This is a genomic window from Vibrio profundi (assembly GCF_005281835.1).
Lineage (GTDB): Bacteria > Pseudomonadota > Gammaproteobacteria > Enterobacterales > Vibrionaceae > Vibrio > Vibrio profundi.
Genome location: NZ_RZIS01000005.1, coordinates 52,661 through 75,379, shown reverse-complemented (window position 1 = coordinate 75,379; position 22,719 = coordinate 52,661). Strand labels below are relative to the sequence as shown.

The window sequence follows — 22,719 nt, the reverse complement described above, 5'->3', positions numbered from 1 at the left end:
GTGAACTTGGATTTCATAATTAAGACGGGACTTTGTTCCCGTTTTCGTTTAGATTGTTCCGCTCGCGTCAATATTAGAAAAATAAATCGCTTGCTATGGTAACGGAACAAAAAACAGCTGATGTCAATTTCGAAAGCCTTCTAAAAATCTTCACAGTCCCGGAAGGCCCAGACTCAACACTGACCCAAATCGAAGACAAACTTTCGCAGAACCTAAATCAGTTTTTGCGCGAGCATATTGTTGCTGAAGAAAAGCCTCTCAAAGAGATCGAAAAAGACTTTTCAAATGCTCAAATCCCAGAGCAGCCTGAATTTGTATCTGAACACACAGAACATCTCCTCGATTCTTTGGTGTCTCACTCCGTCCATACGTCAGCGCCGAGTTTTATTGGTCATATGACCTCGGCTCTGCCTTACTTCTTGATGCCATTATCTAAGATCATGATTGCCCTCAATCAGAACTTAGTAAAGATTGAAACCTCAAAGGCTTTCACTCCTCTTGAGCGCCAAGTGCTCGGCATGCTTCATCGCTTAATCTACCAACAAGACGACACCTTTTACTCTAAATGGATGCACAGCGCTAACCACTCACTTGGTGCGTTTTGTTCCGGTGGTACCATTGCGAACATCACTGCACTATGGGTTGCTCGAAATAACGCACTGAAAGCACAAGGTGACTTTAAAGGGGTAGAAAAAGAAGGCCTCTTCAAAGCAATGAAGCACTATGGCTACGAAGGCCTAGCTATTCTTGTGTCTGAACGTGGGCATTACTCACTTAAAAAAGCAGCTGACGTACTTGGAATTGGCCAAGAAGGTTTGGTGTCGGTTAAAACCGATAGTAACAACCGAATCTGCCCTGCCGATCTTAAAGTAAAAATCCAACAGTTGAATGAGCAACGCATCAAACCGTTTGCGGTGATTGGTGTGGCTGGCACAACTGAAACTGGTAATATCGACCCTCTAGCGGATATCGCTAAGATCTGCCAAGAATTCAATTGCCATTTCCATGTCGATGCAGCATGGGGTGGTGCGACTTTAATGTCGAACAATCACCGTCATTTACTTGATGGGATCGAGCTTGCCGACTCAGTAACTATCGATGCACATAAACAGCTGTATATCCCTATGGGAGCAGGCATGGTGTTATTCAAGCAACCAGACGCCATGACAGCTATTGAACACCACGCACAATACATTTTGAGAAAAGGCTCGAAAGATCTTGGTAGTCATACACTTGAAGGTTCGCGCTCTGGAATGGCAATGCTGGTTTACGCAAGTATGCATATCATTAGCCGTCCAGGTTACGAGCTTCTTATCGACCAGAGCATTAATAAAGCGCGCTACTTTGCCGACTTAATCGAGCAACAACAAGATTTCGAGTTAGTAAGCGAGCCTGAACTTTGTTTACTGACTTACCGCTATGTTCCTGAAGTGGTAAAAGCAGCGTTAAACCAAGCGGACAAAGTACAAAAAGAAGAGCTAAACGAACTTTTGAACGAGCTAACCAAGTTTATTCAAAAGAAGCAGCGTGAAACTGGTAAATCATTTGTTTCCCGTACTCGCCTGAATCCTGATAGATGGAATCGTCAAAACATCATCGTATTCCGTGTGGTTCTTGCCAACCCACTTACTGGCCACGATATTTTGGATTCCGTTCTTGCGGAGCAAAGAGAGGTTGCTCAGCTGGCACCAAAATTGATGAAGAAAATCCATCAACTTGTAGACAATATCACGTCCAAATAACTCAAATTTAGTTGCACCATACTGAAAATTTATTTCGTTTTGGTGTAACTAACCCGTCATTCCTGCGCTAGTTTTAACCAATAGTTTAGATTTTAACCTTCAGTTCTGTAGTTTTCTAAAATTTTGTTGAGGCTTGTCATATTCTCACGCATTCTTCTAGGCTTTTAGTATTAGCGAACCTTTAGTTAGGTTTATACTAACCTTATGGTGCTGATTAGCTTATATCTTTTGGGAATCGATAGTTTTCTCTACTATTTTTATTCCTCCCTCCCCCGGTAGGTTTGATATTAATTAGCAAGTTGTTCTCTATACCCTCGTGAACACTATGAATACATTAGAAAAAATACAAAAAAACCTAGAAAACTTTAGTAAGTCAGAGCGCAAAGTCGCGGAAGTGATTATGGCGTCTCCTCAGACTGCTATCCATTCTAGCATTGCTACGCTAGCCAAAATGGCAGATGTAAGTGAGCCAACTGTTAACCGCTTTTGCCGCCGTTTGGATACTAAAGGTTTTCCAGACTTTAAATTACACTTAGCACAGAGCTTGGCCAACGGTACACCTTATGTGAACCGTAACGTTGAAGAAGACGATGGCCCAGACGCGTACACCCACAAGATTTTCGAATCAACAATGGCGTGTTTGGATGTGGCTAAAAATAGCTTAGATGCAATGCAAATCAATCGTGCTGTTGATTTGTTAACACAAGCAAAACGTATCTCTTTCTTCGGATTAGGTGCATCTTCAGCTGTCGCAAAAGATGCGCAGAATAAGTTTATTCGATTTAATATTCCAATTACTTGTTTTGAAGATATCGTGATGCAGCGTATGAGTTGTATCAATTGTAGTGATAACGACGTGATTGTATTGATCTCTCATACAGGTCGTACAAAGAGCCAAGTAGAAGTGGCTAACTTAGCCCGTGAAAACGGTGCAACGGTTATCGCGATCACTGCAAAAGATTCGCCTCTTGATAAAGCAAGTTCCTTATCAATCTCTTTAGATGTCCCTGAAGATACTGATGTGTATATGCCGATGGCAAGCCGCGTGGTTCAGATGACCGTTATTGATGTGCTGGCAACAGGCTTTACTCTTCGCCGTGGTTCTGGCTTCAGAGAAAACTTGAAACGTGTGAAGGAATCATTAAAAGATTCTCGATACGAAAAGTACTCGCAATTCTAATAAAAAACGGAGCTATTCAGCTCCGTTTTTTATTGTCTTTCTTTGTACGCTTAAGATTCATTACAACGCTAAATTGTCCAACTATTACCTTTCTCGGTGACAACATTCTCTGCCGCATAAGAATTGATGACGGAAAGCTTAGACTCTGAAGGCTCTTTAACTTCCGTTTGCTCGCCCACCTCACTCGTCACTTGTTCTAATATATGCGTCAATCTCTGAAACGTTAACGGCAACGGGTTTCCTTTTATCGCTACCGACTTCAATGCGTCTTCGGCCACCTCATCAAACATTGCATGATTTAACCCATAACTGGTCAAAGTAGGTATCGATAAGCAATCGAGTGTTTTAATAATCCAAGTAACTCCATCCATAATGGATGCATTGAGGTCATTGGTTACTATCTGTGACACCTTTCGGTAACGCGCAAGTATTTCGCTCTGTTGTGCTTCCGATGCTGCATTAATATTTTCCTGCATAACATAAGGTGCTAATCGGCCTGTAATTACACTATGCGGTGCATTCAGTTTGCCCCCTAGCGCTGACGCTAAACCATGCGCAGCTCCTAATTTAGCATTTGTGATTGCCATGCCGCCCAACATCGCTGCAAATGATAAATCAGCTCTCGCTTGATGGTCATCATCAAGACATGCTGAGATGACTGAACGACTGAGTCGACGCAAACCTTCTTCACAGATCATATCCGTCAGTGGGTTCGGGTCACCGCAAACATATGCTTCCATCAAATGGGTAAACGCATCCATAGCGCCTCTACCAGAAGTGGCTGCGTCGGTTGCGTAAGTCAATTCAGGGTCAACGATAGCTAAATCAGCCAACATTTCTGGGCTACGCAAACTCACTTTAACTTGGTCTTGCCCCGATTTCAGAACCGCATTTTTTGTCACTTCTGCGCCTGTGCTAGCCGTGGTCGGAATCGCGATAAAAGGAAGCGGTTTAGTTTTCAGCGGAACATTACGCCCAACGACTTCAACGTAATCATATACATCGCCTTGATTCGGAATAATTGCGGCCAATGCTTTACCCGTGTCTATGGCACTCCCACCTCCAAATGCGACCACCATATCCGGGTTAAAACGCCGACCAGAAATGGCGGCTTCCTCGATAATTTTGATGTTTGGTTCACCGCTTATCACCATATGTTGATAGCGCATTGACTGAGCCTCTAAAAACTCGATCACTTTCGTTGCTCTATCTAAGTTTTGCCCTGTCACTAGCAACACACTGTAACCAAACTGGTTAAGTGCGGTTAGCGATGGTATTAGCGAACCCTCACCAAACACTATCCGTGTTGAAGTCATAAACTGAAACATGAAAGCCCCTCCCTTACCCGTCTAAACTAAACGGTACAACTGACTCTTCGGTTGAAATCAAAATACTCAATAACAAATTGCCCTATCCTACGATTTAATACTTCGACAGAGTGCAACTTGTAACATACTAATTTGACAGTCTTTTAATACTACGTGTTGATTCACATTTTTGTCGAAAGTCGCGTCACAACTTCTGTAATCATCGTGAAATCATTCTATCGTTTAGCCAAATGTTTAATATTTCAACTGATAGGTTTTCTCTATTGGATTAAGAGGCAAATCCTACTTTATTTCCGAAACTCATTGAGGCATAGTTGGTTTCAAGAAAGTTTGGGGCTGATAAAGTGATACCACATCGAGTTCCCTCATCATGTATTTTGGAGAAATAAAATGTTTGTAGTTATCTTTGGTCGTCCTGCTTGCCCATTCTGTGTTCGTGCAAAAGAACACGCTGAAACTCTTAAAGCTAAGCGTGATGATTTCAACTACCGTTACGTAGACATCCATGCTGAAGGCATCAGCAAAGCTGATCTAGAAAAAACAGTTGGTAAGCCAGTTGAAACTGTTCCTCAAATCTTCGTAGACCAAGACCATATCGGCGGCTGTGATGATTTCGAAGCTTACGCGAAAGAAAACCTAGGTTTATTCGATTAATTTATCGATTAAATAGCAAATTTAACGGCCTGCATTTTGAATGCAGGCCGTTTTGTTTGGGCCGCAAAAAATAAAAGTCAATTCCTAGTAAAAAGCCAAAATAACGCTTATCTTTTTGTAAGATTCCGATACAATTCACCACTCATCCTTTCTGTCCTTCGCACAATATATTGAGCCACAGTTGTGAACATCGACGTTGTATTTTTGCTTGAGCAAAACCCTATTCTTCTTATTTTCGTAGTCCTCGCTATTGGCCTCGCTATCGGTAAAATCCGCTTTGGTAGCCTCCAACTTGGAAATTCAATTGGTGTCTTAATCACTTCTCTTGTTATGGGGCACTTAGGTTTCTCGTTCAACGCAGATGCACTGACGATTGGCTTCATGCTGTTCATTTATTGTGTCGGAATAGAAGCTGGCCCTAACTTTTTCGGGATCTTTTTCCGCGATGGCAAGCACTATCTCATCTTAAGCTTAGTAGTTCTCACCACTGCAATCGCGCTAACGTATTTCAGCAGTCACTACTTAGGGTTAGACTTTGGTTTATCCGCAGGGATGATGGCAGGAGCATTAACCGCAACGCCAATCTTAGTTGGTGCGCAAGACGCTTTGAACTCAGGGCTTGCAAGCGTTCCACGCAATATGGATATCAGCCTAGTAATCGAAAACCTTTCTGTTGGTTACGCAATGGCTTATTTGGTTGGCCTGATCAGCATGATTATGTTCGCCCGTTTACTGCCTAAACTGCAGAAGGTAAACCTGCATGATTCAGCCGAACAAATTGCACAAGAACGTGGTTTAGGAACATCTAGTCAGCGTAAAGTCTACTTGCCGATAATCCGTGCTTACCGTGTTGGGCAAGAGCTTATCGACTGGACTGATGGCAAAAACCTTCGAGAACTAGGCATTTATCGTCAAACAGGTTGTTATATTGAACGTATTCGTCGTAACGGTATCCTAGCCCATCCGGATGGGGATGCCATTCTTCAAGAAGGCGACGAAATAGCGCTAGTTGGCTTTCCAGATAGCCACGCACGTCTAGATCCAAGCTTTAGAAACGGTAAAGAAGTATTCGACCGTAATTTGCTCGACTTGCGTATCGTTGAAGAAGAAATCGTAGTAAAGAGCGATAACATTGCGGGCAAACGCCTTTCAGACCTAAACCTATCTGAATACGGCTGTTTCCTAAACCGTGTAGTCCGAGCCCAAATTGAAATGCCGATGGATCTCAACATTGTATTGGCGAAAGGTGATGTACTACAGGTAAGTGGCGAGAAGAGTCGTGTACACGGGCTTGCTGAAAAAATCGGTTTCATTTCGATTCACAGTCAAATGGCCGACTTAATGGCGTTCTGTAGTTTCTTTATCTTAGGTATTCTTTTTGGTTTGATCACCATGACCTTTGGCCAAGTATCATTTGGTCTAGGTAATGCTGTCGGCCTGCTGCTGTCTGGCATTACCCTTGGCTTCTTAAGAGCGAACCACCCAACATTTGGCTACGTCCCTCAAGGTGCCCTCAACATGGTTAAGGATCTTGGCTTGATGTTCTTTATGGTTGGTATCGGCTTAAGTGCAGGTGGCAAGATGTTCGAGCACCTCACACAAGTCGGCCCTCAAGTTCTGGGCATAGCATTAGTGGTCAGTGTGCTTCCTGTAATGTTTGCGTATCTTGTAGGCGCTTACGTGCTTAAAATGAACCGTGCGTTACTGTTTGGCGCCATCATTGGTGCACGTACTTGTGCTCCGGCTATGGACATAGTAAACGACTATGCGAAATCAACCATTCCCGCTCTCGGTTACGCGGGGACTTATGCGATAGCCAATATATTGATGACCCTAGCGGGTACCTTCATCATTATTTTAAACTGACAAACTTAAAGCCAATTAATATAGAAATTCAGATAAAAAAATAGGCGCTCAATGAGCGCCTATTTTGTATCAAGTGTCTGTGTTTAGTATTAGATGTCTGCTACATCAAACTCAACAGCTGGGTTTACGTCTGCTTCGTAATCCACACCTTCAACACCGAAACCAAATAGCTTCAAGAACTCTTCTTTGTACTCTACGTAGTCAGTCAGTTCTTTCAGGTTTTCAGTAGTAATTTGAGGCCATAGGTTACGACAATGCTCTTGAATGTCGTCGCGTAGCTCTAAATCATCAAGACGTAGACGGTTAACATCATCTACTTCTGCTGCGCTGCCGTCTTCTTTGTATAGACGTTGGCTGAACATGCGGTAGATTTGTTCCATACAACCTTCGTGGATGCCTTCTTCACGCATTTTCTTGAACACCATTGCGATGTAAAGCGGCATTACAGGAATTGCAGAACTCGCCTGAGTAACAACAGACTTAAGAACAGCGACGTTAGCAGTACCGCCAGTTTGGCCTAGCTTCTCGTTCAACGCTGCTGCTGCACGGTCTAAGTCCATCTTAGCTTTACCTAGCGCGCCATCCCAGTAGATAGGCCACGTTAGCTCAGTACCGATGTAGCTGTAAGCTACAGTTTTACAGCCTTCAGCAAGTACGCCAGCTTCAGAAAGTGCGTTGATCCAAAGTTCCCAATCTTCACCGCCCATAACTGTGACAGTGTCTTTGATTTCTTCTTCTGTCGCAGGCTCTACGCTTGCTTCGATGATCGCATCTTTGTTTGTGTCTACAGCGGTAGATGTGTAAGTTTCGCCGATTGGCTTAAGAGAAGAACGAATTACTTCGCCTGTCTCTGGCATTTTACGAACTGGAGACGCCAGTGAGTAAACCACCATATCGATTTGACCTAAGTCTTCTTTGATAAGGTCAATCGTTTTTTGCTTAGCTTCGTTAGAGAAAGCGTCGCCATTCAAGCTCTTTGAATATAGGCCTTCTTCTTTTGCTAGCTTATCGAAAGCCGCTGAGTTGTAGTAACCAGCTGTGCCTGGTTTTTTCTCAGTGCCAGCTTTCTCGAAGAAAACACCGATTGTCGAAGCGCCGCCACCAAATGCAGCCGCGATACGAGAAGACAAACCATAGCCACTTGAAGAACCAACCACTAGCACGCGTTTTGGTGCGTTAGCAATTGGGCCTTGAGCTTTGGTGTAAGCAATTTGTTCTTTTACGTTCGCTTCACAACCAACAGGGTGTGTTGTAGTACAGATGAATCCGCGAATTCGAGGTTTGATGATCATATTCAACTTCCTTAAAAAATCTTTCGTAGGATAAAAGTTTCATCTACAAATGGCATCTAATTTCTTCAAAATAGTCGTGTTTTTGCAAGTGGTTGGAGCACTATTCGTCTTTTTAGTTTCATTCTTTGCATTTTCACTTTAGTTAAGTCACTTTTCTAAGCCTAAAAAATAGAAAAGGCACCGATTATCGGTGCCTTTTTAGTCTGTCATTGAGAGTTAGATTAGTTCGTAGTGAGCTAAGCGACACTATCTAACTTTGGCTTTAGCTCTTTACGAGTCAGAGTTTCACTGAAATCGTGGCTAAAGTGGTCAACCTGAATCGCGGTGTAGCGAAGCTTGTCAGCTTCAACAATTTGGTCAACTTCAGATTGAGTCAGTACACCTGCTTCTAATGCTTGAGCCAATTTGTCTTCAAGAAGCCCTTTTCTCGCCACTTTGCCTTCTTTAGCTGCGCGCATAAGCTTTCTTTCTAGGCCTTTAATCTCGTACATTGCCACAAATGCTTTTTCCATAATGCCGACGCTATCATCATCCTCTTGGCCTACATAACATAGGTGAGTCAGACGTTCACGGTGAGCACCTGGAGTCATAATGCTTTCTGCAATCTTCATCGTTAGGTTGTCACTTGGTTTCTCGAAGTGATTACCAACAGGGAAGATTAGGCCTTTCAATAGACCGCCAACCGCTTTGCTTGGGAAGTTTCTGTACGCTTCTTGAAGCGATTTCGCTCCGTGGTGCAAACAGTGTTGAACAGCGTAATGTACGTAATCTAGGTCAGACTGTTGACGACCTTCATCTTCGTATTTCTTAAGCGCTGCAGAAGCCATGTATAGGTAGCTTAAGCCATCACCTAAACGCGCAGAGATAAGCTCTTTACGTTTCAACTCACCACCAAGTGTAAGCATTGCAAAGTCCGCACTTACGGCTAATGCACGGCTTAAACGAGTAAGGTCTTTGTAGTAGCGTTGAGTTGGCCCACTCATTTCGGCTTTGATAAAGCGAGAACCAGTTAATGCCGCACCAAATGCTCCGAAGGTATTTTTCGTTGCATGAGAGATATGTTTGAACAACAGCTTATCGAACTCTTTCGCGCCCTCTTTCTCATCAGGGTTAGCTGCCGCTTCCATTTCTTTCAGTACGTACGGGTGACAACGAGTTGCACCTTGACCAAAGATCATCAGGTTACGAGTAAGAATATTCGCGCCTTCTACTGTAATGGCTACCGGAATACCTAGGTAAGGAGCCACAAGGTAGTTCATAGGTCCATCTTGAATCGCACGACCAGAGTGGATATCCATCGAGTCATTAAGAATGGTACGCGCCATTTCAGTCATGTGATATTTAGCGATTGCCGTTACGATGCCCGGTTTCTCTTTCATATCCAGTGAAGTTGTCGTAAGTGTGCGAGTCGCTTCAAGTAGATAAGTTAAACCACCAATACGACCTAAGCTTTCTGCCACGCCTTCAAACTTACCAATCGACATGCCAAACTGCTTACGAACATAAGCATATGCGCCCGTTGTACGCGCTGTTAGATGCCCCATTGCAGTGCCAAGTGCTGGTAATGAAATACCACGACCTGCTGATAGACATTCAACTAGCATACGCCAGCCTTTACCTGCGTAATCTTGTCCACCAATTAGCCATTCCATTGGAATGAATACATCGTTACCACGTGTCGGACCATTCATGAATGCTAGTCCTAGCGGGTCATGACGCTCTCCAATAACCACACCTTCGTGATCAGCTGGGATTAACGCACATGTAATGCCGATGTCTTCTTTATCCCCAAGTAGCTTGTCTGGATCTTGAAGTTTGAATGCTAAACCAAGAACCGTTGCGACTGGTGCCAACGTAATGTAGCGCTTGTTCCAGTTTAGACGGATACCGAGTACTTCTTTGCCTTCGTGCATACCGTGACAAACTGTACCGATGTCAGGAATGCCACCCGCATCTGAACCCGCTTCTGGGCCCGTTAGTGCGAAACATGGAATGTCTGTGCCGTCAGCTAAGCGAGGCAGCCAGTAATCTTTTTGTTCTTGAGTACCGTAGTGAGAAAGAAGCTCACCAGGGCCTAAAGAGTTAGGAACCATAACCGAAACTGCAGTGCTGATACTGCGAGTTGCAATCTTAGTTACAATGGTCGAGTTAGCTAAAGACGAGAAGTTACGACCACCGTACTCTTTTGAGATTATTAACGAGAAGAAACGTTCTTTACGTAAATATTCCCAAACCTCTGGTGGAAGATCGCGGTCTTCTTTCACGATCTTATGATCGTCTAACATTGCCAGTAAGGTTTCCAGCTCATTATCCATAAACGACTGTTCTTCTGCCGTTAATTGTGGAGCCGGATATTGGTGTAGCTTCGTAAAATCTGGTTTACCTGAGAAAAGCTCACCATCCCACCATACGCTACCTGCTTCCATCGCTTCTTTTTCTGTACTAGAAAGCGGTGGTAATACTTTTTTAAAGAATTTAAAAGCAGGGTCGCTTACCCATTTTTGTCGTAGAGAGCTCATAGTTCAGATCCTTTTGTTCACTATTTTGGTTGTGACAATTTTGTATTTATTATTGATATTTTTAAGTTTAGTCGCCTGCTGATACACCGGCAGACAAATAAGGGATGAGTAGGTCGACCACTGCTTTTGCGTCTACTTTTTTCCCATAATCATTTTCTGCGATTTCTGCTAATGCTTGGCTTGAAGCCATAGTGAAAACGCAAGTTCCTAAGGTGAAGTGAAGCCTCCAGAATAGAAGCTCAGGCGTCAGCTTAGGGTTAGCCTTTAGAACAGAATCCGTAAACAGCTTGAGTACATCACTGTAACGAGTCGTTATGAACCAGCGTAAGTGACCTTGAACATCGGTATACCCTCGGCCAATTAACAACATAAAACGACTCGTTCCGTTCGGTCTCACATCGTTAAGTGAGCGAAGCGGTGCACGTAGCGATTCGAATACGTCTTCCATTTGATAGTCTTCGTTCAAATTGAGTGTGACTAGCGCATCTTGAAGAGCTGGCATAAACGCTTCTAGGTAGCGATCAAGTACCGCTCTTACCAACGTCTTTTTATCGCCGAAATGATAATTAACAGAGGCAAGGTTCACATTCGCTTTGCTTGTAATCGTTCTTAAGGATGTGTCATTGAAGCCATGCTCTGCGAACAAGCCTTCCGCGACATCTAGAATCTTTTCCTTAGTGCTACTTCTTGGTGCCATTTTAATCACTCGTATTAAACAACTGTTTGAAATATACGCATAGAACATTTAATTAACAAGCAATTAACATCACACTTTTGAACATTGGTCGTACCAGTTAACAGTTGTACGCCATAAACATTTGAATTGTATGAATTTGAAATTAAATACGAAAAAAGTTTATTTTCGATGGAACTGAATGGATAAACGTAAGTCTCACTTAGTGTAGAGAGCAGAGCATTTAGAGGTTTAACAGGCCGTCAAACTTGTTTCTATCTGTCTCTCCAACGCTGCTTTTTCTAAATTAACTCCTATGTTTGTATCCGCCCAAACCGACTTGGTTTGGGCTTTTTTTTGCCACTTTTTGGGCTAACACGTGTATTTAATCAACAATTGAAAAGATGTTTTAAAACACTAGAGAATGCTGAATTGAATGTTCCATGAACACACAATTAAGTTGTCTAGCCCAAGCTAAAGAGGACTGACCCATAAGGTTAATTCCGCCTCACCTCAGTTCGAATACTTAACTCAAACAGGTATTGCCACTTTCATTCAATGAATGGGGCTTCGATTGCGAGCCCGAAAATTTGACTTTCACTCGTATCGCTTTAGCCAACAAAAAAACGTTACCTGCTAGCCCAGCGTTGAAGAAAACGCTCACTAGCAAAAACTGCCCATTGGAGAATTAAGGATTGGAAAGTGTCTGGTGATGAACTTTCACTTCGCAGCCGAAGCGAAGGTAACGTAGGTATCTCAATGTCACGACACTGACACAGAGAGCTGAGAACTAAATACAGCGAATTTGTGCTGATTGTTCAAAAGTAAATGATGCTGGTTGCGCTGTTCGAAATGGTCACAGAATTAAAAATGGTTAATAGCGATTGAAATTCATAGCTTACCGTGACTGACACTTCACTCCCTAACGAGTTGTCTGGAGACCAGGTCACCGTTGTTGTCACGCTTTGAAGCGGTATGCTTTGATTCACGTAATTGCCCACACTGGTCTCTGTCGCCGGGGCATCGCTTTTTCTTAATGTATCCGTTGCCGCTTGTGCCCCTCTGACGGAAGCATATCGAGCGCCTTCTCGGGCATAATGAGTCACTACGCCATTGGAATAGATAAAGCGTGCACCTTCTACAATCGCAAACAATACAAATAAAAAGACGGTTGCCACGATGGTAAATTCAACAATCGCTAAGCCACGATTTTTTGAGCGCTTTTGCCTAAAGCCAAAATGAAAAGGTTTCATTGTGCACGGTACCTCGCCAACCTAGTGATGGTCACTTGATCAGGTATGTGTAAGTAATTACTGGTACTGTAAAAATTCCTTGTAACGGAAGTTTGGATATAAACTTCTTTTTCTCCACTGCATGTCTGGGAACACACTGCAGCCGTTGGTTCACCTAAGGAACCACCGCCGTTAAACACGCTGGAGTCATAACAACGGCACAGCCTTTCAGTCACGATTGTAATTGCATCGGTTTGCCCACTCTTCACATTCAAACTGGCGGAATCTTTTTTAGCGATGGTAGACATAGCAGTTTGATCCATTGTTTTTTCCACATCACTGGCATAAAAGAAGCCATATCCCGTAGATGATGCGGCGGCACTCGTCGTCACTATTGATTCGTACATTACTCGCCCAAAATCAACCGCGAGCAGTGAGAGCACAAGCAAAATTGGAGTAACAACGGTTAACTCAACCGCTGCAAAACCTGATTGATTGTTTGCCTTCCTAGCCATAACAACTCCTTTGTTCTATTCGACTAAACTAATTCGGCTATATGGTGATGAACCACTTAAACCTGGTGAGTTCGAATCGTGTGTCACAGACAATGAGGAATCACTCGCCACCAACAAATACTTGGTAATAAACACGCCATTAGATGCTGTAACATCAGTATTACTGGAAATATCTAAGTACTGACTCGGCGCATAAAATACACCTGAAAATTCAGCGCTTGCACTACTGTTTATCGAATTGACAGGGTCATCTTGAGGCTTAGATGTTTCTGGAGCATCTTGATCTGTGTACCAAAAGATATCTTCAAAATCGTCTTCGATTAAGCTTTCGCAGCTCGTTGAGCTTGCTTGACTACATGCCGCTAGTTCTAAAGTCCCTGAGGACTTCACCTCCAACGGGTTAAACTCTTCTTTGTCATAGCTACTTCCATAGTTACTGCATGCTTTTTTAGCACAAGTGTTATAGATGAATATCCCATCACCAGTAAGCTCTGCATCACTGCCATCAACAACCAACCCTCCACCTTGTAATATATAGGTGCCTGGTTCCATTGTGACTTCAGCATCACCTTTAACGAAAATGCCTCCACAATAATTTCCGGGGTATATCGTCTTTTTCTGTGAGTCAACCTCATATGGCTCATAAATACCACCACCTTTACTACTTCCATGATAGTCGCAGTCGCCATAGGTGAAGCTTGGTGCAGCCAAACTGCCTAACGGATCGCTAACCGAGGCGGCTCCTTCGTTGGCTTCAGGAGAAATCGTACTGCCACTTTTATGAGCGCCGCCCACCACATCCACACTCGAACCCTCAACCTTGGAACCACTATCAACATACAATCCGCTATTGTTAGTGGAATTGGCGTGGATACCGCAATTTGCTACAAGTTCAGAGCCACTGGAAACGTGAAGCGCTTTTTCATGACTATTACCCAGTGCATACACACAAGCACTACTCGGGATTACCCCATTGGCAACAGCACGTGCTGAATAATTGATTTGATTATGACCGAGAAGTTTAATAAAGACGGTAGAGATATCGTGAGTGATCACGACTTCAACAAAACCACTATCACCGGAGTAGTAGCCACTAGTGGGGGGAGAATTAACCGAAACTTTCACGTTGTCGACGCCATCTTCAAAGCCATGCTGTTCGGCTTCATACAAAGCGTATCCTTGAACATCTGCATCAGTATGACCATAGTAGCGTTCAAACGCACCAGCTAGCGCTGCTGAGTCGGCAGCAGTTTGCGCTTGGCGTACACCTGAAAATGCCAGACCTGTATCAATCGCCAGTCCAACCATGCCAATTAAAAACAGAAAGGCAACGGTAAAGAATACGCTTATAAGTCCCTTTTGATTCGATATCTTTGGTTGCATAGAGCAGCTTAGTAAAAATTAGCCTAATACAAACTTAGTCCAAAAAGGCCATATTTTCCTCCAGTCCTTTGAACAGAAAGCCCCCTTCTACGGAGGCTCTTCCTTAGCTTGCTATGCCATCAAGCGGCATCATTTTTCAAGATTTCACTTAATGCCGCGAGGTTATCCAAACTATCGTCAACGATATGATCGCTAAGCTGATCTCTGACGTCTTCTAGTACTATGGTTTGCTCACCACCATCATGCTCAAAGCTCATTACTAAATTATCATCTTGTAGTTCAGCGTCTATTTCAGGAATCAGGTCATCTATCGAGTCGCTATCGGTTGAATCTAGAATTTCTGTTAAATCAATAAGATCTTCGCCAACTGAAAATTCCTTCACAACATCAACGCTATTATCAATAGAAGAGTCCAACCACTCAAAAATGTTATCTTCTGCGTTACCTATAAGAAGGTCGTTACCCAGCGTCGCTTCAAAGTCTGACGATTCCGGATCGCTAATGACTTGATAAGGGATAGCGTCTTCTACATCTAAGGTCACCGTCTCGACGCTACTCACTTCACCCGTAGAATCAACGACTTGATAATCAAAGCTATCTTCTGTTACTTCTAAATCACCAGCGATGTATCTGAGCTCCCAATTTCCTCCTTTAGAATTCGAAAACTCCACTTTTTCAATGAGTTGCCCTGGTGATGAAAAGGTAAACTCATAGAAAATATTAGTATTACCAACATCTCCTACTGGTTTCTCATACTCTACCTCTTCAGAACTTCCATCAACGAAATAAAACGTCGCTACAATCTCATTCGCTTTATTGGCATTAAAGGCACCGCCAACGCCATCTAAACCGAATCTTACCTCTGCGGTAGGGTTCTCTTCGAAATCAACAATTAAAGTTTCCTTGGCGTTAATCCCATTGCCATCCGCATCCCCGATTCCGTATCCAACGTGCGGTTTACCTCCTTCATATTGTTTAAGAGGTTTGCTATTGGAGTTTTCAATTTCAACAAAGACCGAGTTACCATTTGTCAGCTCAATTTCTCGCTTCATACCACCGGTACCTAATACCGCTTCACCCCAGTTGTAGAAACCATCGTCCGACATTGGAGTGTCTTCACTAGGCTCTTCTTTAATACCTAATACAAATTCGTCCCCTGCTCCCGCTACATAGCTAATACCAGAGTGGTCAAACTGCGTTGCATCTGTTACGTCACTTTCCACAACCTCTCGCGTGACACCGTCACTATTTGTATATAGTAATGTACCCGTCGCAGGGAGTTCCTTAATCACAATATGTAGGTCTAATCCATTGTGATCATCTTCAATATCTGAGATGCGGTCTTGCGCTGCTATTGAAGAATTAAACGTAATGGCTGTCTCAACGCCACAATAGTGGATGTTTTCGTCGTCGTCGTCGTCGTCGTCATCGTCGTCATCGTCATCGTCATCGTCATCGTCATCGTCATCGTCATCGTCATCGTCATCGTCATCGTCATCGTCATCGTCATCGTCGTCGTCATCGTCATCGTCATCGTCATCGTCGTCGTCGTCGTCATCGTCGTCGTCGTCATCGTCGTCGTCATCGTCGTCGTCATCGTCGTCGTCATCGTCGTCGTCATCGTCGTCGTCATCGTCGTCGTCATCGTCGTCGTCGTCGTCGTCGTCATCGTCGTCGTCATCGTCGTCATCGTCGTCGTCATCGTCGTCTAAGGCGTCTACGATCACATCATCTTCTTCATCCTCACAAATATGTGTATCTCCCGATGCATCAACGCTGAAGCTTGTTGCAACCGGAGCATCGTTGGTACCGTTTATCGTAATTTCGATTACGTGCTCTACGCCATCTGTGGAAGTCACTGTAAACAACTCAGTAATTGTTTCTCCAGTATTAAGATGTTGTACTAAATCGTTGTTGACCGTGTATGTCCAAGCACCGTTAGCCGTGATCAAAAGCGCCCCCAACGCACTGCCATTGGTTGAACCATCGGCTTTAAAGACGCCTGTTGGATTAAACGCCGGGGTATCGCTGGTATCGGGATCGGTGATGGTCAGTGAACCTGTGGTTTCAAGGTTATTGGACTCTTCATCGACACCCACATCTTCGGTGACGCTACCGGTATCGCTGTCCCCTTCTCCGACGCTGATTTCAGAAGGATCATCCGCCCCGTTAATCGTAATCGTCACTTCACTGGTGGTGCCATCGGTGGCACTCACGGTATAAATTTCAGTGACGGTTTCATCGTCGTCTAGGTATTGCACCAAGTCGTTATCGACTGTGTACGTCCAATCACCATCGGCGGTAATGGTCAAGGCACCCAACGCGCTGCCATTGGTTGATCCATCGGCTTTGAAGACACCCGTTGGATTAAACGCAGGCGTATCGCTGGTATCGGGATCGGTGATGGTGAGTGAGCCTGTGGTCTCAAGGTGATTGGACTCTTCATCGACACCGACATCTTCGGTGACGCTACCAGTATCGCTGTCCCCTTCCCCGACGCTGATTTCAGAAGGATCATCCGCCCCATTTATCGTGATGGTCACTTCACTGGTGGTGCCATCGGTGGCACTCACGGTATAAATTTCAGTGACGGTTTCATCGTCGTCTAGGTATTGAACTGCATCGTTATCAACTGTGTACGTCCAATCGCCATCGGCGGTAATGGTCAAGGCACCCAACGCACTGCCATTGGTTGAGCCATCGGCTTTAAAGACACCTGTTGGATTAAACGCAGGCGTATCGCTGGTATCGGGATCGGTGATGGTCAGTGAACCTGTGGTTTCAAGGTTATTGGACTCTTCATCGACACCCACATCTTCGGTGACGCTACCGGTATCGCTATCCCCTTCTCCGACGCTGATTTCAGAAGGATCATCGGCCCCATTTATCGTGATGGTCACTTCACTAGTGGTGCCATCGGTAGCACTCACGGTGTAGATTTCAGTGACGGTTTCATCGTCGTCTAGGTATTGAACTGCATCGTTATCGACTGTGTACGTCCAATCGCCATCGGCGGTAATGGTCAACGCACCCAGCGCGCTACCATTGGTTGAGCCATCGGATTTAAAGACGCCTGTTGGATTAAACGCTGGCGTATCACTGGTATCGGGATCTGTGATGGTGAGTGAGCCTGTGGTCTCAAGGTTATTGGACTCTTCATCGACACCGACATCTTCGGTGACGCTACCAGTATCGCTGTCCCCTTCTCCGACGCTGATTTCCGAAGGATCGTCAGCCCCGTTAATCGTGATGGTCACTTCACTGGTGGTGCCATCGGTGGCACTTACGGTATAAATTTCAGTGACGGTTTCATCGTCATCCAGGTATTGAACCAAGTCATTATCAACTGTGTACGTCCAATCGCCATCGGCGGTAATGGTCAGTGCACCCAACGCGCTACCATTGGTTGAACCATCAACTTTAAAGACACCCGTTGGATTAAACGCCGGGGTATCGCTGGTATCGGGATCTGTGATGGTGAGCGAGCCAGTGGTCTCAAGGTTATTGGACTCTTCATCGACACCCACATCTTCAGTGACGCTACCAGTATCGCTGTCTCCTTCTCCGACGCTGATTTCCGAAGGATCATCCGCCCCGTTGATCGTGATGGTCACTTCACTGGTGGTGCCATCGGTGGCACTCACGGTATAAATTTCAGTAACGGTTTCATCGTCATCTAGGTATTGCACCAAATCGTTATCGACTGTGTACGTCCAATCGCCATCGGCGGTAATGGTCAACGCACCCAGCGCGCTGCCATTGGTTGAGCCATCGGCTTTAAAGACGCCTGTTGGATTAAACGCAGGCGTATCGCTGGTATCGGGATCGGTGATGGTCAGTGAGCCAGTGGTCTCAAGGTTATTGGACTCTTCATCGACACCGACATCTTCGGTCACGCTACCGGTATCACTGTCCCCTTCCCCGACGCTGATTTCAGAAGGATCGTCAGCCCCATTTATCGTGATCGTCACTTCACTGGTGGTGCCATCGGTAGCACTCACGGTATAAATTTCAGTGACGGTTTCATCGTCATCTAGGTATTGAACTGCATCGTTATCAACTGTGTACGTCCAATCACCATCCGCGGTAATGGTCAAGGCACCCAACGCGCTGCCATTGGTTGATCCATCGGCTTTGAAGACGCCTGTTGGATTAAACGCCGGCGTATCGCTGGTATCGGGATCAGTGATGGTGAGTGAGCCAGTGGCCTCAAGGTTATTGGACTCTTCATCGACACCCACATCTTCAGTGACGCTACCAGTATCGCTGTCTCCTTCTCCGACGCTGATTTCCGAAGGATCATCCGCCCCGTTGATCGTGATGGTCACTTCACTGGTGGTGCCATCGGTGGCACTCACGGTATAAATTTCAGTGACGGTTTCATCGTCATCCAGGTATTGCACCAAATCGTTATCGACTGTGTACGTCCAATCGCCATCGGCGGTAATGGTCAACGCACCCAGCGCGCTGCCATTGGTTGAGCCATCGGCTTTAAAGACGCCCGTTGGATTAAACGCCGGGGTATCGCTGGTATCGGGATCGGTGATGGTCAGCGAGCCTGTGGTTTCAAGGTTATTGGACTCTTCATCAACTCCAACATCTTCGGTGACGCTACCAGTATCGCTGTCCCCTTCTCCAACGCTGATTTCAGAAGGATCATCCGTCCCGTTAATCGTGATGGTCACTTCACTGGTGGTGCCATCAGTGGCGCTCACGGTGTAGATTTCAGTGACGGTTTCATCGTCGTCTAGGTATTGCACCAAGTCGTTATCGACTGTGTACGTCCAATCGCCATCGGCGGTAATGGTCAACGCACCCAGCGCACTACCATTGGTTGAACCCTCGGCTTTAAAGACGCCCGTTGGATTAAACGCTGGCGTGTCGCTGGTATCGGGATCGGTGATGGTGAGTGAGCCTGTGGTCTCAAGGTTATTGGACTCTTCATCGACACCGACATCTTCGGTGACGCTACCAGTATCGCTGTCCCCTTCTCCAGCGCTGATTTCAGAAGGATCATCCGCCCCATTAATCGTGATGGTCACCGTGGTTTCGGTTACTCCATCCGCACTTACAACAGTAAATACATCGTCAATGGATTCCCCATCATCGAGGGATTGTATGTCTGACTGTTGATTATCCGCAATGTACTCCCAGTCGCCCGTTGAGTTAACAGTTAGTGTTCCGAACTCTCCCTCGATAACGTCAGCAGTAAACAACTCATCTCCGGCATCCCCGCCTACTCCGGGAGCTAACGTTCCATTTATGATTAAGTTATTACCATTTAGATCAGAGTCTTCTTGCACTTCACCAGAATCAGGCTGCAGTGTCGGCACGTCATCAGTACCATTAATGTTAACGGTAATGACTTGAGTGGTACCATCCGACGTAGTGACTTCAATAGAATCCGTATTGGTATCTCCGACCCTTAATTCGTCAAAAGCTTCATTCGCGGTGAAAGTCCAGTTACCATCTGCATCAATTGAGAAAGTACCAAAACCATTGTCACCTGGTGCATCGATTATCGGAATAAAAGTCACATCGGGATCATCAACCGTTAGCACCCCGCCAGTAACAATAGGCGCATCAGTTTCATCTTCACTGACTATTGTCACCCCTGAAATCAATGCCTGAGCAATAATCGCGACCAATGCTAGACTTTGCGTACTTGAAAGCCCTTGAGACTCCAAGCCTTGTGTTTCAAAATCTGTTGATGCCTGCGTTTCCGCTCCTGTCCTTTCAATATCTCCAGACCCAGTTAGACTAGACCCGTTTTGCCCACCAGCAGCTGTCGCGAAATCTTCACCTTGTTGAGTAGGATCGACACCTTGTTCTATTTGTTCTATTAGCTGGCCAATCACATCATCCAATACGATGTCTGTCGATTGCTGTTGATCATCAAATAGTTGGGCGCTGATATCAGTTTCACCAGCCGCGCCTTCCCCAAGATCCACCAATAGATCACCTGGCCCAGGCTGTTCACCTGGTTCAAGTCGTCGCATGTTCCCTTGTGAATCGAGAACCACTGCACCATTTGCATGGGCAAGAATTGTTAGGTTTGTGAGCTTCATAATCTTTTTCCCTATAACCCATACGACAACCCCTTTCTGTAGGGCGCACGCAAGGCGCTGACTACATTTGTCGCATCTGTTAAATCTAGCTCACACCTACTGACAATCAACTCATTAGCAAAATAAAAATCAATGTGAATGTCATTTTGTCAAATAAAACACCAATTTATATAAAAAACATTTGATATGGTTCTCAATTTTATTTTTTTAAACTAAGCTTCGATTAGTGAAAGTTTACTTATGTAACCTATCAATAAGTGTGAGGCTGGCAACATATCGATGCGTAGTAAGTGGAAGGAGTACTACTTTGAAATTGATAAAACTAACGTTGATTGGGTACTTAGTTTCGTGTGCTAGTTCATTGTCGGCTCAAACTCTTGAGCAGTCAGTGGCTATTACTCTGGCGACTAACCCACAAATCAAAAGTATTTTTAATGAATTCGTAAGTACCAAAAAACAAAGTGAAGCAGCAAGCGGCGCCTATCGCCCAAGCATAGATCTAGATGCGGGCATAGGTTACGAAGGCATTCGCCCTGTACCGGCAAACGGGGATGATACGGATCTTACGAGAAAGGAAGCCAGTGTTACGCTCACCCAATTACTTTGGGATGGATCTGCAACATTCAACGACATTGATCGGGCTGCAGCAAATGCTGAATCGGTACGATTACAACTATTAGCAGATGCAGAAGATAAGGCACTAGAAGTCACTCAAATCTATCTAGATGCGGTCAAAGCATCCGAAGTGCTTGCCCTATCTGAAAGTAACTTGTCAGTCCATAAACGCATATTTAAAGACATCCAACGTAGAGCAGAGTCTGGATTAGGGTCTACAGCCGATTTGTCGCAAGTGGAAGCTCGTATCGCAAAAGCGCATGGTAATTTACTGGCCGCTCAAAATAACTTGGTCGATACCCACACTCAGTTCCGCCGTATTGTTGGGCAAGAACCTCTTGGTTTAGTCTATCCGAGAGCCGATATATCGAAACTACCTTTATCTTTGACCGACGCCGTCGTATTTGCATTTGATAATCACCCAGTCATTAAAATCTCTGCTGCTGATGTGGATTCAGCACATTATCAATATAAACAATCTAAAGGTGTTAACTACCCAACTATCTCCATCGAAGCTTCTCAAACCTGGCGAGATGACGCCGCTGGCGACGAAGGTTCGAGTCAAGAAACGTTAGCTATGCTACGTATGCGCTACAACCTATACAACGGTGGTTCTGATAGTGCTCGTAGTGAAAGTGCGGCTTACCAATTGAACAAAGCAAAAGACTTACGAGACAGAGCCTACCGTCAAGTTGAAGAAGGGCTTCGCCTTTCATGGAGTGCATTAGATCTCACGCTACAACAAAAGAACTTCTTAGCCGACCATGTAGATTCTGCAGCCGAAACCGTTATTGCTTATGAAAAACAATATCGCATTGGTCAACGGACATTACTGGATTTACTCAATACTGAAAATGAGCTCTTTGAGGCGAGGAAAGACTATTTGGATGCTCACTACTCTGAGCAATACGCGAAATATAGAGTGCTCAATGCCACAGGTAGTTTACTTGATGCCCTACTGGTCGACATTCCAGAAGAGTGGACTGAAAGAGTGGAGTACTGAACATGAAATACTTTATCGCACAATCAATGATTCTCACGTTACTTATCAGCGGCTCAGCTTTGGGTTACGATGAAGTAGCTTATATTGAAACACCCGTCGCAGACCAAATCTCCGACCTCACGGATGACGATAATGACGGCGTCGTCAATGCTAGAGACATTTGCCCCGGAACCCCATCTAGCTCGCAAGTAGATAATGATGGCTGCGGAGAGTTATTACGTTCCGAAGAAGTGAAGCAACTTAAAGTCCTTTTCGCACATGACTCCTATGAAATTAACCCTATCTTTGCTGATCAAATTCAGACCATGTCCGAGTTCTTGAAAACCTACAATTCTGCGTCAATAGAGATTCAGGGCTATGCCAGTAAAGTCGGCGCACCAGAATACAACTTAGAACTCTCTAAAAAACGAGCTCACGCCGTTGAAGACAGACTCTTATCTTATGATATATCTTCCAACCGAGTCCGTATCGTTGGGTATGGGGAAAGCCGATTAGAAGATCAGGGCGACGATGATATTGCTCATGCCGTCAACAGAAAAGTCACCGCGACAGTTGTTGGCTTAAATGAAGAGGTATTAGAAGAGTGGACTATTTTCACTACATTAGAGAAATGATATTAACGTTTAACAAAACTAAAAAGCCCATGCAG

14 protein-coding genes are annotated in these 22,719 nt (G+C 44.7%); 6 read left to right on the top strand and 8 right to left on the bottom strand.

Annotated elements, in window-relative coordinates:
* Positions 1-95: 95 nt before the first annotated feature.
* Complete coding sequence (gene panP / locus ELZ11_RS13905) at positions 96-1,742, top strand: pyridoxal-dependent aspartate 1-decarboxylase PanP (protein WP_137358024.1); 1,647 nt, start codon at positions 96-98, stop codon at positions 1,740-1,742.
* Positions 1,743-2,067: 325 nt separating this feature from the next.
* Positions 2,068-2,922 (top strand): MurR/RpiR family transcriptional regulator, encoded by an 855-nt coding sequence (locus ELZ11_RS13900; RefSeq protein WP_137358023.1) that lies wholly within the window; start codon positions 2,068-2,070, stop codon positions 2,920-2,922.
* A gap of 68 nt (positions 2,923-2,990) precedes the next feature.
* Here ELZ11_RS13900 and ELZ11_RS13895 read toward each other — a convergent pair whose 3' ends face one another.
* Positions 2,991-4,250 carry an iron-containing alcohol dehydrogenase gene (locus ELZ11_RS13895; RefSeq protein WP_137358022.1) on the bottom strand — a complete coding sequence of 420 codons (1,260 nt, stop codon included), beginning with the start codon at positions 4,248-4,250 and terminating at the stop codon, positions 2,991-2,993.
* Between the two features lie 390 nt (positions 4,251-4,640).
* Here ELZ11_RS13895 and ELZ11_RS13890 point away from each other — a divergent pair, with 390 nt between their 5' ends.
* A complete protein-coding gene (locus ELZ11_RS13890; protein ID WP_137358021.1) occupies positions 4,641-4,904 on the top strand; it encodes a GrxA family glutaredoxin in 264 nt (87 codons plus the stop codon).
* A gap of 183 nt (positions 4,905-5,087) precedes the next feature.
* Complete coding sequence (locus ELZ11_RS13885) at positions 5,088-6,770, top strand: aspartate:alanine antiporter (protein ID WP_137358020.1); 1,683 nt, start codon at positions 5,088-5,090, stop codon at positions 6,768-6,770.
* Between the two features lie 89 nt (positions 6,771-6,859).
* Here ELZ11_RS13885 and fabV read toward each other — a convergent pair whose 3' ends face one another.
* From fabV to ELZ11_RS23890, 7 genes are all read right to left on the bottom strand, one after another.
* Entirely contained in the window at positions 6,860-8,062 is a 1,203-nt protein-coding gene (fabV, locus tag ELZ11_RS13880; protein WP_137358019.1) for an enoyl-ACP reductase FabV, read from the bottom strand.
* A 236-nt stretch (positions 8,063-8,298) separates the two neighbouring features.
* Positions 8,299-10,581, bottom strand: a complete 2,283-nt coding sequence (locus ELZ11_RS13875; protein WP_137358018.1) for an acyl-CoA dehydrogenase — start codon at positions 10,579-10,581, stop codon at positions 8,299-8,301.
* Positions 10,582-10,648: 67 nt separating this feature from the next.
* Positions 10,649-11,278, bottom strand: a complete 630-nt coding sequence (gene psrA, locus ELZ11_RS13870; protein ID WP_167494693.1) for a TetR family transcriptional repressor PsrA — start codon at positions 11,276-11,278, stop codon at positions 10,649-10,651.
* 794 nt (positions 11,279-12,072) lie between these two features.
* Positions 12,073-12,507 (bottom strand): TadE/TadG family type IV pilus assembly protein, encoded by a 435-nt coding sequence (locus tag ELZ11_RS13865; RefSeq protein ID WP_137358016.1) that lies wholly within the window; start codon positions 12,505-12,507, stop codon positions 12,073-12,075.
* Positions 12,504-13,001, bottom strand: a complete 498-nt coding sequence (locus tag ELZ11_RS13860) for a TadE family protein (RefSeq protein WP_137358015.1) — start codon at positions 12,999-13,001, stop codon at positions 12,504-12,506. Before ELZ11_RS13860 ends, ELZ11_RS13865 begins: the two co-directional genes overlap by 4 nt.
* 15 nt (positions 13,002-13,016) lie before the next feature.
* Positions 13,017-14,384, bottom strand: a complete 1,368-nt coding sequence (locus tag ELZ11_RS13855; protein WP_137358014.1) for a pilus assembly protein TadG-related protein — start codon at positions 14,382-14,384, stop codon at positions 13,017-13,019.
* Positions 14,385-14,503: 119 nt separating this feature from the next.
* A complete protein-coding gene (locus ELZ11_RS23890) occupies positions 14,504-20,452 on the bottom strand; it encodes a beta strand repeat-containing protein (protein WP_137358013.1) in 5,949 nt (1,982 codons plus the stop codon).
* Positions 20,453-20,759: 307 nt separating this feature from the next.
* Here ELZ11_RS23890 and ELZ11_RS13845 point away from each other — a divergent pair, with 307 nt between their 5' ends.
* Positions 20,760-22,070: a TolC family outer membrane protein gene (locus tag ELZ11_RS13845; RefSeq protein WP_137358012.1), complete on the top strand. Its 1,311-nt coding sequence runs from the start codon at positions 20,760-20,762 to the stop codon at positions 22,068-22,070.
* A gap of 26 nt (positions 22,071-22,096) precedes the next feature.
* Positions 22,097-22,684, top strand: coding sequence for an OmpA family protein (locus ELZ11_RS13840; RefSeq protein WP_244291668.1), 588 nt, complete (start codon positions 22,097-22,099; stop codon positions 22,682-22,684).
* Positions 22,685-22,719 lie beyond the last annotated feature (35 nt).